Below are 14,060 nucleotides of genomic sequence, written 5' to 3'. Positions count from 1 at the left end.
GATGCGACCCGCACATGACCGATCTGACGCTTTATCACAACCCGCGCTGCTCGAAATCGCGCGGCGCACTTGAACTCCTCGAAGCCCGAGGCCTGACGCCCACCGTGGTGCGTTACCTCGACACTCCGCTGAATACCGCGCAACTGAAAACCCTGCTGGGCCAGCTGAACATCAGCGCCCGTCAGCTGCTGCGTACCGGCGAAGACGAGTACAAAGCCCTGAACCTGGCCGACAGCACCCTCAGCGACAGCCAACTGATCGAGGCCATGGCCGCGCATCCCAAGCTGATTGAGCGCCCGATTCTGGTGGCGGGCGACAAAGCCGTCATCGGCCGGCCGCCGGAAAAAATCCTGGAGATCCTGCCGTGAGCACACCCTACGTTCTGGTGCTGTATTACAGCCGCAATGGTTCGACCAGTGAAATGGCCCGTCAAATCGCTCGCGGCATCGAACAGGGCGGCCTTGAAGCCCGCCTGCGCACCGTGCCCGCTATCTCGACCGAATGCGAAGCCGTGGCCCCGGCCATTCCGGCCGAAGGTGCGATGTACGCCAGCCTTGATGACCTGAAGAACTGCTCGGGCCTCGCCCTGGGCAGCCCGACCCGTTTTGGCAACATGGCGGCGCCGCTCAAGTACTTCCTGGATGGCACCAGCAACCTGTGGCTGACCGGTGCACTGGTCGGCAAGCCCGCCGGCGTGTTCACCTCCACTGCCAGCCTGCATGGCGGCCAGGAGAGCACCTTGCTGTCGATGCTGCTGCCGTTGCTGCATCACGGCATGCTGATCACCGGCCTGCCCTACAGCGAGTCAGCCCTGCTGCACACCACCGCGGGTGGCACGCCCTATGGCCCTAGCCATCACGCCGGTGCCGACGGCAAACGCGGGCTGGACGAGCATGAAGTCAGCCTCTGCCGGGCCCTCGGTCAGCGCCTGGCCAGCATCGCCCTGAAACTGGAGAACACCCGTGGCTAAAAAGCCGAAGGTGCTGCCGTCCGTCGAATGGCTGGAGCCACGGGTGCGGCTGATGCGCATGCTGAGCCTGGTGTGCTTCTTCGGCCTGATCGGCTTGCTGTGCGTGTATTACCTGGGGTTTGCCGACCTGCACGGCGCACGTCCCTGGGTGATCCTGCTGATTGAACTGGTGCCTCTGATGTTGCTGGTGCCGGGGATGCTCAAAGGCAGCCCCCGCGGACACTCGTTCACCTGCTACGTGGTCAATCTGTATTTGCTCAAGGGCGCCCTGGCCGCCTTTGACCCCAACCGCCAGCTGTTTGGCATGCTGGAAATCGCAGCCAGCGTGGCCGTGTTCATCAGCGCCATGTTGTTCGTGCGCTGGCGTTACCAGCTGGATCGGCGGTTGGCGGGCGAAGGGACGTCGGGGGCGTCCGCTCAGTGATTGACGGTAAACGCCAGCATCTGTGACAACTGGCACATCGGCCGTCCGCTCTCGGCGTGCCATTGATTGAAAGCGTTTTGCACAATCGCCAAATCCCGCAGGCTGGTGGGCACCTTGTCCACCAGTTGCTGCGCATTCAATGCCGCGACCACGTCATAGCTCGGCACAAAAGTGTCCTTGCCGACCATGCGCAAAAAGCGCGGGGCCGACAGGCCGCCCAACTGATGACCGTGTTTGGCCAGGTACTTCCACAGCCCGACAATATCGGTGACCGGCCAATCCGCGATGAATGCCCCGAAACTGCCGTGTTCGTGAGCGATGTCGAGCACCAGTTGCGCATTGCGCGGAACGCTCTTGAGCTTGCCCAGATGGCGGATGATCCGCGCATCCTGCATCAGCCGCTCAAGGTGTTCGGCGCCCATCAGCACCACTTTCTCCGGGTCGAAGCCGAAAAACACCTCTTCAAATACCGGCCACTTGGCGTCCACCACGCTGTGTTTGAGCCCGGCACGAAAGACCCGCAAGGCCAACGTCGACAGATAGCGATCGTCGCTGATCTTGCGCAATTGCGCAGGCGTTCGCGGCACCGGCAGCTCAGCTTCCAGCGCGGCTGCCGAACCAAAGCGGTTCAAACAATATTCGTGCAGCCATTTGTAGTCGCGCATGCCCTCTCCTCTTGGCAAACATAATGTTACTTGCGGGTTCAGAGCCCTCGACAGGCCTAGAGGTTCAGCAGATTGACGAAACGCGGTGTCGCGCTTTCATCGATTTTCAGGCTGGAAAAGTCAAACAGGTTGCGGTCCGCCAACTGTGACGGGTGAACATTCTGCAGGCTGCGAAAGATACTCTCTGTGCGCCCTGGCGTCTTGCGGTCCCACTCCTGAAGCATGTCCTTGACCACCTGACGCTGCAGGTTCTCTTGTGAACCGCACAGGTTGCAGGGAATGATCGGGAACTGCTGCAGATCGGAATACGCCTGGATGTCCTTTTCGTTGCAGTACGCCAGCGGCCGGATCACCACATTGCGCCCGTCATCGGAACGCAGTTTGGGCGGCATGGCCTTGAGCGTGCCGTTGAAGAACATGTTGAGAAAGAAAGTTTCAACAATGTCATCGCGATGATGCCCCAAAGCCATCTTGGTCGCCCCGATCTCGTCGGCAAAGGTGTACAGCGTGCCACGGCGCAACCGTGAACACAGCGAGCAAGTGGTCTTGCCTTCCGGGATCAGTTCCTTGACCACCGAGTAGGTGTCTTTTTCAACGATGTGATACTCGACGCCCAGCCCCTTGAGATAGGCCGGCAAGATATCTTCAGGGAAGCCCGGCTGCTTCTGGTCCATGTTCACGGCAACGATCTCGAACTGGATCGGCGCAACCTTTTGCAGATGCAGCAACACGTCCAGCAACGTGTAGCTGTCCTTGCCACCCGACAGGCAGACCATCACCTTGTCGCCGTGCTCAATCATGTTGAAGTCGGCTACAGCCTCACCGGTCAGTCGGCGCAGGCGTTTCTGGAGTTTAATTTGAGAGACCGAGAGAGTGCCCATAACGCTTCAAATCCGTGAGTCAAAACCAAAAGCTGGCGATTTTACCGAAAAATGCTTGCTCGACGAAGCCCTTGGCCCGGCTAAAGACGCCAACGCGATTAAACCTGCGTCCATCAGCAGAAGATGCTCTAAAGCAGCAAGTACCTGGCACGCAAGGCTTCCTATACTGCGATAAAGGCCGCACATCCATCTGGCTGCTTATTGATTCTGGCTGCGCGACCTGCACGCGTCCCACTGGGGGGCGATGCGTCCATTACAGGAGCAACAGCCATGATCCATCACGTTGTGGGACTTTTCACCCACCCCGATCAAGAGTGGCGCGAGATCCGTGGCGATGCCGAAGAAAGCATCAGCCATATGTACCTGACTCACACATTGGTCCTGGCCGCGATTCCGGCCCTTTCGGCGTTTATTGGCACCACCCAGGTCGGGTGGGTGATTGGCAATCGAGCGCCGGTGATGCTGACGATGGAGAGCGCGTTGTGGATGACCCTGATGTCTTATGTGGCAATGCTGGTGGGGGTCGGTGTGATGGGCGCGTTCATCCACTGGATGGCGCGGACCTATGATGCCCAGCCGAGCATGTCCCGCTGTGTGGCTTTCGCCACTTATACCGCTACACCGCTTTTTATCGGCGGATTGGCGGCGCTCTACCCGCATATGTGGCTGGGCATGGTGGTGGGCACGGCAGCCATTTGCTACACGGTGTATTTGCTGTACGTCGGCCTCCCCACGTTCATGAGCATTGATCCGGACGAAGGCTTTCTCTTTTCAAGTTCGGTGCTTGCGGTAGGCCTTGTGGTACTGGTGGCGATCATGGCGTTTACCGTGATTGTCTGGGGCCTGGGGGTAGGCCCGATCTACACCAACTGAAAAACGCCCTTCCAGACGCTGCCGCAGACCGCGATGGCCTGCGCTGCAGCGCTTATCGCAGCCTTCGTCAGTGGCTACACCCTCTGCGCTGCAGATGACCGCTCAGCACCTTCAGGCTTCGGAACCCCTCCCGCTTGCGGCATAATTGTCCGCTCTGGAGAACCTGATCGCATGCCCGAGCAACTCAATACCCGCGTCGAAGACTGCTTCCAACAAGCCGAGGCTTTTTTCAAACGCCCCTTCAAACGCCCGGTCGTCAGCTTGAAACTGCGCGGACAAAAAGCCGGTGTCGCTCATCTGCACGAAAACCTGCTGCGTTTCAATCCACAGCTGTACCGCGAAAACAGCGACGACTTCCTCAAGCAAACCGTCGCCCATGAAGTCGCCCACCTGATTGCTCATCAATTGTTTGGCGACCGCATCACACCGCATGGCGAGGAATGGCAACTGATCATGCGCGGCGTGTACGAGTTGCCACCCAATCGCTGCCACACCTACGCCATTAACCGTCGCAGCGCCACCCGCTACATCTACCGCTGCCCTTGTCCCGACAGCGACTTCCCGTTCTCGGCCCAGCGCCACGGCCTGGTCAAGCAGGGTCGCGGCTATCTGTGCCGCCGTTGCCGCGAACCCCTGGTGTTTACCGGTCTGACCCGGGTCGAATGACACGCATAAAAAAACCCATCCGAAGATGGGTTTTTTGTGTGCCTGAACTTACTTCAGCAACGAAGGAGCCGGGCCTTCGGCTACACCCAGATCATCTTGGGGGCCAGTATTTTCCAGTGGGCGACCACCGGAGTTCAGCTCCACTTGCAGTTGGTCTTCGTCCAGTTCTTTAACCCACTTGGCAACCACCAGCGTGGCAACTGCGTTACCTATCAGGTTGGTCAGGGCACGGGCTTCAGACATGAAGCGATCGATACCCAGGATCAGCGCCAGACCGGCAACCGGCAAGTGGCCCACCGCCGACAGGGTCGCCGCCAGTACGATAAAGCCGCTGCCGGTCACGCCTGCAGCACCTTTGGAAGACAGCAGCAACACCAGCAACAGCGTGATCTGGTGCGTGATGTCCATGTGGGTATCGGTCGCTTGTGCGATGAACACGGCCGCCATGGTCAGGTAGATCGAGGTGCCGTCGAGGTTGAATGAGTAACCGGTCGGAATCACCAGCCCCACCACCGACTTCTTCGCGCCCAGACGCTCCATTTTCACCAGCATGCGTGGCAGCGCAGACTCCGAGGAGGAGGTGCCCAGTACGATCAGCAGCTCTTCACGGATGTAGCGGATCAGCTTGATCACGCTGAAACCATGGGCGCGGGCAATACCGCCCAGCACCAGCAGCACGAACAGCACGCACGTGATGTAGAAGCAGATCATCAACTGGCCCAACTGCACGAGCGAACCCACGCCGTAAGCACCGATGGTGAACGCCATGGCGCCCAGGGCACCCAATGGCGCCAGCTTCATGATCATGTTGATGATGTTGAACATCACATGGGCAAAACGATCGATGAAGTCCAGAACCGGCTTGCCGTAGGCCCCCAGGCGATGCAGGGCGAAGCCGAACATGACCGAGAACATCAGCACCTGCAGGATGTCGCCATTGGCGAACGCCCCCACGATGGTCGACGGGATCACATTGAGGATAAAGCCAACGATGCTCTGATCGGCACCGGCAGTGACGTAGGCCGCGACTTTGGAAGCGTCGAGCGTGGTCACGTCAATGTGCATGCCGGCACCCGGCTGAACCACGTTGACAACGATCAGGCCGATCAGCAGCGCGATCGTCGATACGACTTCAAAGTAGAGCAAGGCATAACCGCCGGTCTTGCCAACCGATTTCATGCTCTGCATACCGGCGATGCCGCTTACCACCGTACAGAAAATGATGGGTGCGATGACCATTTTGATCAGTTTGATGAAGCCATCGCCCAACGGTTTAAGGGCAACCCCGGTTTCCGGGTAGTAATGGCCGAGCAAAATACCGAAAGCGATCGCTACGATCACCTGTACGTACAGGGATTTGTACAGTGGCTGACGAGTCGTCATTGTCAATTTCCTCAAGTGCGTCACTGCGTCGTCATTCCATCTGAGACCGGTGACACCTAAAGCGCGAACCCTCCTGTACTTGGAGGGATTTGTTGTGTCGGGCTGCTCTGGTGGCAGACCTCTCGCACTTATTGCAAGGCACGGGCCACATTGGGCAAATGCTGCTCAATGGCCTGTAGCGCCTAACCTTGTAAGAAATTACAGATGCTTTTTGTAAGAGACATGTTGGCGGATTCCCGCCCATTCAGTGGAATGAGGGGAATGATATGGCGGATATCCGCCCCCTCAAGGCGTTTTAATCCGCCAGAAAGTGAATCCGGAACACCGCCCCGCCCAGAGGTGAATCATCCAGGGTCAGTTGCGCGTCATAGCTTTCGATAATGTCATTGACCACCGCCAGGCCAATGCCCTGCCCCGGGTGCTGGCGATCCAGACGCTCGCCGCGGCGCAGTATCCGGGCCCGCTGGTCCGGAGGAACGCCCGGGCCGTCGTCTTCGACGCAGACGTCAATCCCTTGGGGACGATGCTGCAGGCTGATGCGAACTTCCCCCAGACACAGGCGATAAGCGTTTTCGAGCAGATTGCCGAGCAGTTCGAGCAAGGCGTTTTGCTCGATAGGCACATAACTCTGGGGAGGGATGTCGTAGCTGACTTTGACCCGTTTGTCGCGATAGACCTTGTCCAGTGTGTTGCACAGGCTTTCCACAACCGGCAGCAACTCCACCTGATGACGTACCAAGCCGCTTTTACGCAGGCTGGCGCGTTGCAACTGATAGCTGATCTGCTGGTTCATGCGTTCGATCTGGGTTTGCAGCACCCAGGCCTGCTCACGCTCAGCCGGACGCTGAGCCATGCTTTCGCTGACACCCTGCAACACTGCCAGCGGTGTTTTCAGGCTGTGGGCAAGGTCGTCGAGTGAATCACGATAGCGCGCACGCTGCTCACGCTCGCTTTGCAGCAAACGGTTCAGCGAGCCGGTCAGGCGCAGTAATTCGCGGGGATGCTGTTCGCTGAGGCTCTGGCGCGCACCGGTTTCAATCTGGTCCAGTTCCTGACTCAAACGGCGCAGTGCACGCAGGCCCCAGGTCAGGCCGATCCACAGCAGGGCCAGCAATACGAACAGGGCGGCGCCAAATCCCAGGTAAAGATTCTCGCGAAGCCCGGCGAGGGTCATGTTGTATTCACGCATGGGTTGCAGCGCGACAAAGCTGAAAGCCGCACTTTTACCGCCCAGCAGTTTGACCTCCACGTCGTAGACAAAAAACTCTTCGCCGTCACTTTCGCGAATGCTCGCAAATTCGTTGCCACGTCCGTCGTAGCGCGGTTTATAGCTGATGGGCTTGTCTTGCGTGGCCCGCGAGCGCCAGACCAAATGGCCCTCGCGGTCATAGATATAGCCCAACAAACGACTGTCAGGCAGGTCGAACTGCTCATCCGGCAGCAGGACCGGCATTTTGAGATGACCTCTCTCGACCTTGGCCGCCGAAATCAGGGTGGTCACATCAGATGCCAAGCGCTGCTCAATGGCATCCTTGAGGGCCAGACTAAAGGCCCCCTGCATGGCGGGTAACAGCGCCAGCATAAACAGCACGGCCAATAGCGTGGCCGCCAGCATCAACCGAACGCGAAGCGAACGGATCATTGGCAGCGCTCAGTAAACAGATACCCCAAACCGCGTACCGTATCGATTGGCTTAAAGCCGTTTGCCCCCTCAAGCTTGCGTCGCAGGCGCCCTACCAGCACCTCGATCACATTCGGATCACGCTCCTCGTCATCCGTGTACAGCTGTTCCATCAGGCGGTCCTTGGCCACCACTTGCTGATGATGGCGCATCAGGTATTCCAGTATCCGGTACTCATAAGCGGTCAGCGCCAGCGGCTCCCCCTCCAGTACCGCTTGCTTGCGATTGATGTCCAGTACCAGCTCGCCGGCCACGATGGTCGATTGGGTGAAGCCGCTGGAGCGACGCAACAGCGCATTCAGGCGGGCCTCCAGCTCTTCGAACTGGAACGGCTTGACCACATAATCGTCGGCCCCCGCCGCCAGCCCTTCGACTTTGTCCTGCCAGTTACCCCGAGCGGTGAGGATCAGGATCGGGAAGGTCTTGCCCCGTGCGCGCAGTTGACGAATCAGCTCCAGCCCGCCCATCCCCGGTAAACCGAGGTCGATCATGGCCAGGTCATGGTTGAATTGTTCGGTCTGGTACAGCGCGTCTTGCGCATTGGCCACGGCCTCGACCACATGACCGCTTTCCCGTAGACGGGTTTGCAGGTGATGGCGCAATAAGGCTTCATCTTCAACCACCAGCAGTTTCATCACACTCTCCCCTGCCAAATCCGCGCCCTGAAGGACGTATGCCCCCTGTCGCGCCTGCACTTCTACAGCTTAGCCAGCTTAACCGGTTGGCCCTGAACACTCTCTGAACGCCTTTTTAACACCCCGGCCAATCATGACAGGCCTACTACCCAGCGTGGTTCAGAACCGGCAAAATGCCCGGCATGAATTCTCTCCCCGCCTTGCCTGCCTGCTGCACGCCACTTTGCGCCGACTGGCCGCTGCCCCATGCGTTGCCCGGCAGCGTGTGGCTCAGTACCTGTTTCAACCCGGACCACCTCGCTGCAGATGACTTTGCCCGCAGTGCAATTGACAAGCCTGCGAGTATTCAACGCTCCGTCGCCAAACGCCAGGCGGAATTCCTCGCCGGCCGCCTCTGTGCCCGGGCCGCCTTGCTGCAACTGGACGGCACCCGCGCTACCCCCGGCATCGGTGATGACCGCGCTCCCGTGTGGCCTGCGCATATCTGCGGGGCCATCACCCATAGCAACGGCCGTGCTGCCGCCCTGGTGGCTCACAAGGATCAATGGCAAGGACTGGGCATCGACCTCGAGAACCTGCTCAGCACCGAGCGTGCCCAGCGCCTGGCCGGCGAAATCCTCACCGGCCCCGAACTGCAGCGCATGAACGCCGGGCCTGCTGCCGATATCGCGCTGCTGGTGACCTTGACCTTTTCGGTCAAGGAAAGCCTGTTCAAAGCCCTGTTCCCGCGGGTGCAAAAACGCTTCTACTTCGAGCATGCCGAAGTCCTGAACTGGACTCCCCAAGGCCACGTTCGCCTGCGATTGCTGACCGATCTGTCTCCTGAATGGCATCACGGCCGAGAGCTGGACGCACAGTTTTGCCTGTTCGAAGGGCAGTTGCTGAGCCTGGTCGCGATCAGGGCTGCATCTGCGGCAGACTGAAGTCACTTCCTGAGCAGATGCGCCTGCGGTGCCGTGCTATCGTTTGCGCCCCCTACCCCCTAATCGAGCGGTTGCCCCCTATGCCCGTGACGTCTCGCTATCTGCGTGTAGCGCTCTACAGCCTGCTTATCCTGGCCGGGGCAGCTATTGCGGGAAGCTGGGCAATGCGTCAGGCCGAACAGCACGCGCTGGAAGAAAGCGCCCGCCGCGGCCCCGAGCAACTGAGTCTGTACGCCAATTCGCTGCACACCTTGATTGAACGCTACCGTGCGCTGCCTGCCGTCCTGGCGCTGGACGCAGAGCTGATCAATGCATTGAGCCAGCCCGTCACACCTGAGATACAGGCCGGGCTCAACCAAAAGCTGAAGCGGATCAATGGGGCTGCACAGTCCTCGACCCTGGAGCTGCTCGACAGCACCGGGCTGGCCGTGGCGGCCAGCAACTGGGACACACCCACCAGTTATGTGGGACATAACTATGGCTTTCGCCCCTATTTCAGCCAGACCCGCAGCCAGGGCACCGGACGCTTTTACGCGGTAGGTGTGATCAGCGGCATCCCCGGTTACTTTTTGTCCAGCGCGGTGCTCAATGCCAAGGGCCGGTTCCTGGGGGCCATGGTGGTCAAACTGGAGTTCCCGCAGCTGGAACGCGAATGGAGCCAGAGCAACGACACGCTCCTGGTCAGCGATGCGCGAGGCATCGTGTTTATTGCCAATGACCCCGCCTGGCGCTACCGCTATCTGCGTGAGTTGAGCGATAACGATCGCAGCGAAATTTCCAGCACGCGCCAATACCACAAGCAACCGCTAACCCCTATGGCTACCCGCACCTTGCGCAGCTTTGGCGACAACAGTTACCTGATGCGCGTCAGTGGCCCTCAAGGTTCCGAAGATTACGTATGGAACTCGCTGCCGCTCACGGCCGAAGGCTGGACCCTGCACCTGCTGCGTCGTCCCGTGGTGACGCCCGAAGACAGCCGCAATGCAGCGCTGGCGGCCATCGGCCTATGGCTGACGCTGGTGTTTCTGGGGCTGTTTTTGCTGCAACGCTGGCGCCTGGCGCGGATGCGCCAGCGCAATCGCGAAGAACTGGAACAACTGGTCGAAGCCCGCACCCGGGATTTGCGCACCGCCCAGGATGGGCTTGTGCAGTCGGCCAAACTCGCCGCGCTGGGTCAGATGTCAGCCGCGCTGGCCCATGAAATCAATCAACCGCTAACCGCCCAGCGCATGCAACTGGCCACCCTGCGCCTGTTGCTCGATCATGGTCGCATCGAAGAGGCGTATAAAGCGCTCACGCCGCTGGAGCAGATGCTCACGCGCATGGCCGCCCTCACCGGTCACCTCAAGACCTATGCACGACAGAGCCCCAGCGGCTTGCGTGAACGACTTGATCTGGCGCTGGTGGTCGACCAGTCCTTGCAACTGCTTGAGCCTCGACTACAGGAAGAACATATCGACCTGCACGTGAACCTGATACGTCCGGCATGGGTCCGCGGCGATGCGATCCGCCTGGAGCAAGTACTGATCAACCTGCTGCGTAATGCCCTTGATGCGCTGCACGATAAACCCCGCAAACGTCTGGAGATTCGTATCGAGGCCCGGCAACAGCACTGGAACCTGAGCGTCAGCGACAGTGGAGGCGGGATTAGCGAGGCGCATTTGGGTAAAGTGTTTGACCCGTTCTTCACCACCAAGCCCGTGGGTGACGGGCTGGGCCTTGGGCTGGCGGTGTCTTACGCCATTGTTCACGAACTCGGCGGTCGCCTGACCGTCTGCAACCATGCTGATGGGGCGCAATTCACCTTGACGCTGCCGACCGCAGAGGACCTTTGAAAACATGCTCAACTCGGTGATCGTGGTCGATGATGAGGCCAGCATTCGCAATGCGGTGGAGCAATGGCTTAGCCTCAGCGGCTTTGACGTGCAATTGCACAGCTGCGCCGAAGACTGCCTGAGCCGGCTGCCCTCGCATTTTGCCGGGGTGATCGTCAGCGACGTACGCATGCCGGGCATGGGCGGCATGGCCCTGCTCAACCGCTTGCAGCAACTGGACCCGGACCTGCCGGTCATTTTGCTGACCGGACACGGCGATGTACCAATGGCCGTCGAGGCCATGCGCGATGGCGCCTACGATTTTCTCGAAAAGCCCTTCAGCCCCGAAGCGCTGCTGAGCAGCCTGCGGCGGGCCCTGGAAAAGCGCCAACTGGTGCTGGAAAACCGCCGCTTGCATGAACAGGCCGGCCTGCGCGAGCAGATCGACGGGCGTCTGCTCGGCGTATCCCGCAGTTTGCAAACCCTGCGCCGACAGGTGCTGGATCTGGCGCCACTCCCGGTCAATGTTCTGATCCGGGGCGAAACCGGCAGCGGTAAAGAACTGGTCGCTCGCTGCCTGCATGACTTTGGCCCACGGGCCGACAAACCTTTCGTGGCGCTGAACTGTGCGGCGATCCCCGAACAACTGTTCGAGGCCGAGCTGTTTGGCCACGAAAGCGGTGCCTTCACCGGCGCCCAGGGCAAACGCATCGGCAAGCTGGAGTATGCCGACGGCGGCACGTTGTTTCTGGATGAGATCGAAAGCATGCCACTGGCCCAGCAAGCCAAATTGCTGCGGGTGTTGCAGGAGCAAAAACTGGAGCGACTCGGTTCCAACCAGAGCATCAAGGTCAACCTGCGCGTGATTGCCGCGACCAAGCCCGACTTGCTGGAAGAAGCCCGGGCCGGACGCTTTCGCGAAGACCTGGCCTATCGCCTGACCGTGGCCGAGTTGCGTCTCTCTGCACTGCGTGAACGCCGCGAAGACATTCCGGTGTTATATGAGTTTTTTTCCCGCACTGCCGCCGAGCGTCTGGGCCGTGCTGCAGCGCCATTGTCCGGTGCCCAACTGTCACGCCTGCTGAGCCACGACTGGCCGGGTAACGTCCGGGAGCTGGCCAACGTTGCCGAGCGTCAGGTGCTGGGAATGGGCGAACCGCAACTGGACGATATCGACAGCGGCCAATCACTGGCGGCCCAGCAGGAAGCCTTTGAAGCCCAATGCCTGCGTGCCGCATTGAATCGTCACAAAGGCGATATCAAGGCCGTGCTCACGGAGCTGCAACTGCCGAGGCGCACCCTCAACGAAAAAATGCAACGGCATGGCCTCGTACGTGAGGCCTTTCTGTAAAAAGCCCCCAATAGGCGGATTTCCGCCTATCGCTACCCCGCCCATCAGCGGATTCCCGCTCACCAACACCTTCATAACCCTTATAAATCAATAGCTTAGTCGTTGGCACAACTCCTGCTAATAGACTTGCAAGCTCGCGTTTCAACGCGCGATAAAAAAACAAATAAGAGAAGGATCCATTTAATGGATAGTTCAAGCACCCTGCCTGCCGGGTCTGCCTCGGCGACACCTCAAGTCAAGACCACCTCCAGCCGCATCAAATCGATTTTCAGTGGTTCCGTCGGCAACATGGTCGAATGGTACGACTGGTACGTTTACGCTGCATTCTCGCTGTATTTCGCCAAGGCATTTTTCCCTAAAGGCGACACCACCGCCCAATTGCTCAATACCGCTGCGATCTTCGCCGTGGGCTTCCTGATGCGCCCGATCGGTGGCTGGTTGATGGGCCTGTACGCCGACCGCAAAGGCCGTAAAGCCGCATTGATGGCATCGGTGTTGTTGATGTGCTTCGGCTCGCTGCTGATCGCCCTGTCACCCGGTTATGAAACCATCGGCGTCTGGGCTCCGGTCCTGCTGGTTTTCGCCCGCTTGCTGCAAGGCTTGTCGGTGGGTGGCGAATACGGCACCTCGGCCACCTACCTCAGCGAGATGGCAACCAAGGAACGCCGCGGGTTCTTCTCCAGCTTCCAGTACGTCACCCTGATCTCGGGCCAGCTCATCGCGCTGGGCGTACTGATCGTGCTGCAACAAACCCTGACTGAAGAGCAACTGTACAGCTGGGGCTGGCGCATTCCGTTCGTGATCGGCGCGCTGTGTGCCGTCGTGGCGCTGTACCTGCGACGTGGCATGGAAGAAACCGAGTCGTTCAAAAAGACCAAGGTCAAACCCAAAGAAAGCGCCATGCGCACCCTGCTGCGTCACCCTAAAGAGCTGATGACCGTTGTGGGCCTGACCATGGGCGGTACGCTGGCGTTCTACACCTACACCACGTACATGCAGAAGTACCTGGTGAATACCGTAGGGATGAGCATCTCGGACTCCACGACGATCTCGGCCGCTACGCTGTTCCTGTTCATGTGCATTCAACCCATCGTCGGCGCGTTGTCGGACAAAATTGGCCGTCGTCCGATCCTGATCGCATTTGGTGTATTGGGTACGCTGTTCACCGTGCCAATCCTCACCACCTTGCACACCATCACCACCTGGTGGGGCGCGTTCTTCCTGATCATGGCCGCACTGATCATCGTCAGCGGCTACACCTCGATCAACGCCGTCGTAAAAGCCGAGCTGTTCCCGACCGAAATCCGTGCGCTGGGTGTTGGCCTGCCGTATGCCTTGACCGTATCGATCTTCGGCGGCACCGCTGAATACATCGCGCTGTGGTTCAAAAGTGCAGGTCTGGAAACAGGCTACTACTGGTACGTAACCGCTTGCATCGCCTGCTCGCTGCTGGTGTACGTGACCATGAAGGACACCCGCAAACACTCGCGTATCGAAACTGACTAAGCGCCAGGGCTGACGCCCGAACTGCCCCGTACCTGCGGGTGCAGAGCGTTGAAGGTCTAGAAAAGCCCAGCCATTACCGGCTGGGCTTTTTCGTTTTAACACTGCCACGCCTCGCCTGATGCCTGACTGGCCTTGGATTACCCGCGCCCAGCAGGCCGAATGCCAAGCATTAACGATCCGTTAACCTGGCTCGGCCATTCTTCTCGACACAACGCCCCCTCTCAATGCCGACAGACGCCAAGGCTTGCAGCCCCCAGTGCGTGCTAAGTGCGGCGGTGGGACTACGCC

General features: G+C 59.6%; 14 protein-coding genes. 9 read left to right on the top strand and 5 right to left on the bottom strand.

From position 1 onward, the window contains the following. The first annotated feature begins 14 nt into the window (after positions 1–14). From arsC to AWM69_RS15185, 3 genes are read left to right on the top strand one after another with little or no spacing between them, the layout of a single operon-like run. Positions 15–368, top strand: a complete 354-nt coding sequence (gene arsC, locus AWM69_RS15195; protein ID WP_131652403.1) for an arsenate reductase (glutaredoxin) — start codon at positions 15–17, stop codon at positions 366–368. Further along, the gene (gene wrbA, locus AWM69_RS15190; protein ID WP_218727393.1) at positions 365–970 is read left to right on the top strand and encodes an NAD(P)H:quinone oxidoreductase; all 606 of its coding nucleotides are present in this window, start codon (positions 365–367) and stop codon (positions 968–970) included. The genes arsC and wrbA overlap by 4 nt, the downstream gene beginning before the upstream one ends. Further along, the gene (locus tag AWM69_RS15185) at positions 963–1,394 is read left to right on the top strand and encodes a DUF2069 domain-containing protein (protein WP_218727392.1); all 432 of its coding nucleotides are present in this window, start codon (positions 963–965) and stop codon (positions 1,392–1,394) included. Before wrbA ends, AWM69_RS15185 begins: the two co-directional genes overlap by 8 nt. On the opposite strand, the gene AWM69_RS15180 is transcribed toward AWM69_RS15185, so the two are convergent. Then, positions 1,388–2,059, bottom strand: coding sequence for a DNA-3-methyladenine glycosylase I (locus AWM69_RS15180; protein WP_131652400.1), 672 nt, complete (start codon positions 2,057–2,059; stop codon positions 1,388–1,390). The genes AWM69_RS15185 and AWM69_RS15180 overlap by 7 nt on opposite strands. Positions 2,060–2,115: 56 nt before the next feature. Next, positions 2,116–2,940, bottom strand: a complete 825-nt coding sequence (gene ttcA / locus AWM69_RS15175) for a tRNA 2-thiocytidine(32) synthetase TtcA (RefSeq protein WP_131652399.1) — start codon at positions 2,938–2,940, stop codon at positions 2,116–2,118. A 270-nt stretch (positions 2,941–3,210) separates the two neighbouring features. Between ttcA and AWM69_RS15170 the strand changes: the two genes are divergently transcribed. Both AWM69_RS15170 and AWM69_RS15165 read left to right on the top strand, forming a co-directional pair. Continuing rightward, positions 3,211–3,813 carry a Yip1 family protein gene (locus AWM69_RS15170; RefSeq protein WP_131652398.1) on the top strand — a complete coding sequence of 201 codons (603 nt, stop codon included), beginning with the start codon at positions 3,211–3,213 and terminating at the stop codon, positions 3,811–3,813. Positions 3,814–3,984: 171 nt separating this feature from the next. Then, on the top strand, positions 3,985–4,479 hold the full coding sequence (locus AWM69_RS15165; RefSeq protein WP_048377914.1) for a SprT family zinc-dependent metalloprotease: 495 nt from the start codon (positions 3,985–3,987) through the stop codon (positions 4,477–4,479). Between the two features lie 48 nt (positions 4,480–4,527). Here AWM69_RS15165 and AWM69_RS15160 read toward each other — a convergent pair whose 3' ends face one another. The 3 genes from AWM69_RS15160 to AWM69_RS15150 form a co-directional block, all read right to left on the bottom strand. After that, a complete protein-coding gene (locus AWM69_RS15160) occupies positions 4,528–5,862 on the bottom strand; it encodes a dicarboxylate/amino acid:cation symporter (protein ID WP_131652397.1) in 1,335 nt (444 codons plus the stop codon). Positions 5,863–6,157: 295 nt separating this feature from the next. Continuing rightward, positions 6,158–7,504 (bottom strand): ATP-binding protein, encoded by a 1,347-nt coding sequence (locus tag AWM69_RS15155; RefSeq protein ID WP_218727390.1) that lies wholly within the window; start codon positions 7,502–7,504, stop codon positions 6,158–6,160. Then, positions 7,501–8,178, bottom strand: coding sequence for a response regulator (locus tag AWM69_RS15150; RefSeq protein ID WP_131652395.1), 678 nt, complete (start codon positions 8,176–8,178; stop codon positions 7,501–7,503). The genes AWM69_RS15155 and AWM69_RS15150 overlap by 4 nt, the downstream gene beginning before the upstream one ends. A gap of 182 nt (positions 8,179–8,360) precedes the next feature. Here AWM69_RS15150 and AWM69_RS15145 point away from each other — a divergent pair, with 182 nt between their 5' ends. From AWM69_RS15145 to AWM69_RS15130, 4 genes are all read left to right on the top strand, one after another. Next, the gene (locus AWM69_RS15145) at positions 8,361–9,101 is read left to right on the top strand and encodes a 4'-phosphopantetheinyl transferase (RefSeq protein ID WP_218727388.1); all 741 of its coding nucleotides are present in this window, start codon (positions 8,361–8,363) and stop codon (positions 9,099–9,101) included. Between the two features lie 80 nt (positions 9,102–9,181). Further along, the gene (locus AWM69_RS15140) at positions 9,182–10,936 is read left to right on the top strand and encodes an ATP-binding protein (RefSeq protein ID WP_218727387.1); all 1,755 of its coding nucleotides are present in this window, start codon (positions 9,182–9,184) and stop codon (positions 10,934–10,936) included. Positions 10,937–10,940: 4 nt separating this feature from the next. After that, complete coding sequence (locus AWM69_RS15135) at positions 10,941–12,266, top strand: sigma-54 dependent transcriptional regulator (protein WP_218727385.1); 1,326 nt, start codon at positions 10,941–10,943, stop codon at positions 12,264–12,266. Positions 12,267–12,449: 183 nt separating this feature from the next. Beyond that, positions 12,450–13,772 (top strand): MFS transporter, encoded by a 1,323-nt coding sequence (locus tag AWM69_RS15130; protein WP_131652391.1) that lies wholly within the window; start codon positions 12,450–12,452, stop codon positions 13,770–13,772. Positions 13,773–14,060: the final 288 nt, after the last annotated feature.

The sequence above is a fragment of the Pseudomonas sp. D1HM genome, assembly GCF_019266105.1.
Taxonomy (GTDB): domain Bacteria; phylum Pseudomonadota; class Gammaproteobacteria; order Pseudomonadales; family Pseudomonadaceae; genus Aquipseudomonas; species Aquipseudomonas taetrolens.
This window is presented reverse-complemented; position numbering and strand designations above follow the sequence as displayed.

Excerpts from the sequence above, each read along its gene's own strand:
- AWM69_RS15135 (WP_218727385.1), top strand. The coding sequence starts at position 10,941 with ATGCTCAACTCGGTGATCGTGGTCGATGATGAGGCCAGCATTCGCAAT.
- arsC (WP_131652403.1), top strand. The coding sequence starts at position 15 with ATGACCGATCTGACGCTTTATCACAACCCGCGCTGCTCGAAATCGCGC.
- AWM69_RS15140 (WP_218727387.1), top strand. The coding sequence starts at position 9,182 with ATGCCCGTGACGTCTCGCTATCTGCGTGTAGCGCTCTACAGCCTGCTT.
- AWM69_RS15155 (WP_218727390.1), bottom strand. The coding sequence starts at position 7,504 with ATGATCCGTTCGCTTCGCGTTCGGTTGATGCTGGCGGCCACGCTATTG.
- AWM69_RS15170 (WP_131652398.1), top strand. The coding sequence starts at position 3,211 with ATGATCCATCACGTTGTGGGACTTTTCACCCACCCCGATCAAGAGTGG.
- AWM69_RS15145 (WP_218727388.1), top strand. The coding sequence starts at position 8,361 with ATGAATTCTCTCCCCGCCTTGCCTGCCTGCTGCACGCCACTTTGCGCC.
- AWM69_RS15130 (WP_131652391.1), top strand. The coding sequence starts at position 12,450 with ATGGATAGTTCAAGCACCCTGCCTGCCGGGTCTGCCTCGGCGACACCT.
- AWM69_RS15165 (WP_048377914.1), top strand. The coding sequence starts at position 3,985 with ATGCCCGAGCAACTCAATACCCGCGTCGAAGACTGCTTCCAACAAGCC.
- AWM69_RS15150 (WP_131652395.1), bottom strand. The coding sequence starts at position 8,178 with ATGAAACTGCTGGTGGTTGAAGATGAAGCCTTATTGCGCCATCACCTG.
- AWM69_RS15180 (WP_131652400.1), bottom strand. The coding sequence starts at position 2,059 with ATGCGCGACTACAAATGGCTGCACGAATATTGTTTGAACCGCTTTGGT.
- ttcA (WP_131652399.1), bottom strand. The coding sequence starts at position 2,940 with ATGGGCACTCTCTCGGTCTCTCAAATTAAACTCCAGAAACGCCTGCGC.
- AWM69_RS15160 (WP_131652397.1), bottom strand. The coding sequence starts at position 5,862 with ATGACGACTCGTCAGCCACTGTACAAATCCCTGTACGTACAGGTGATC.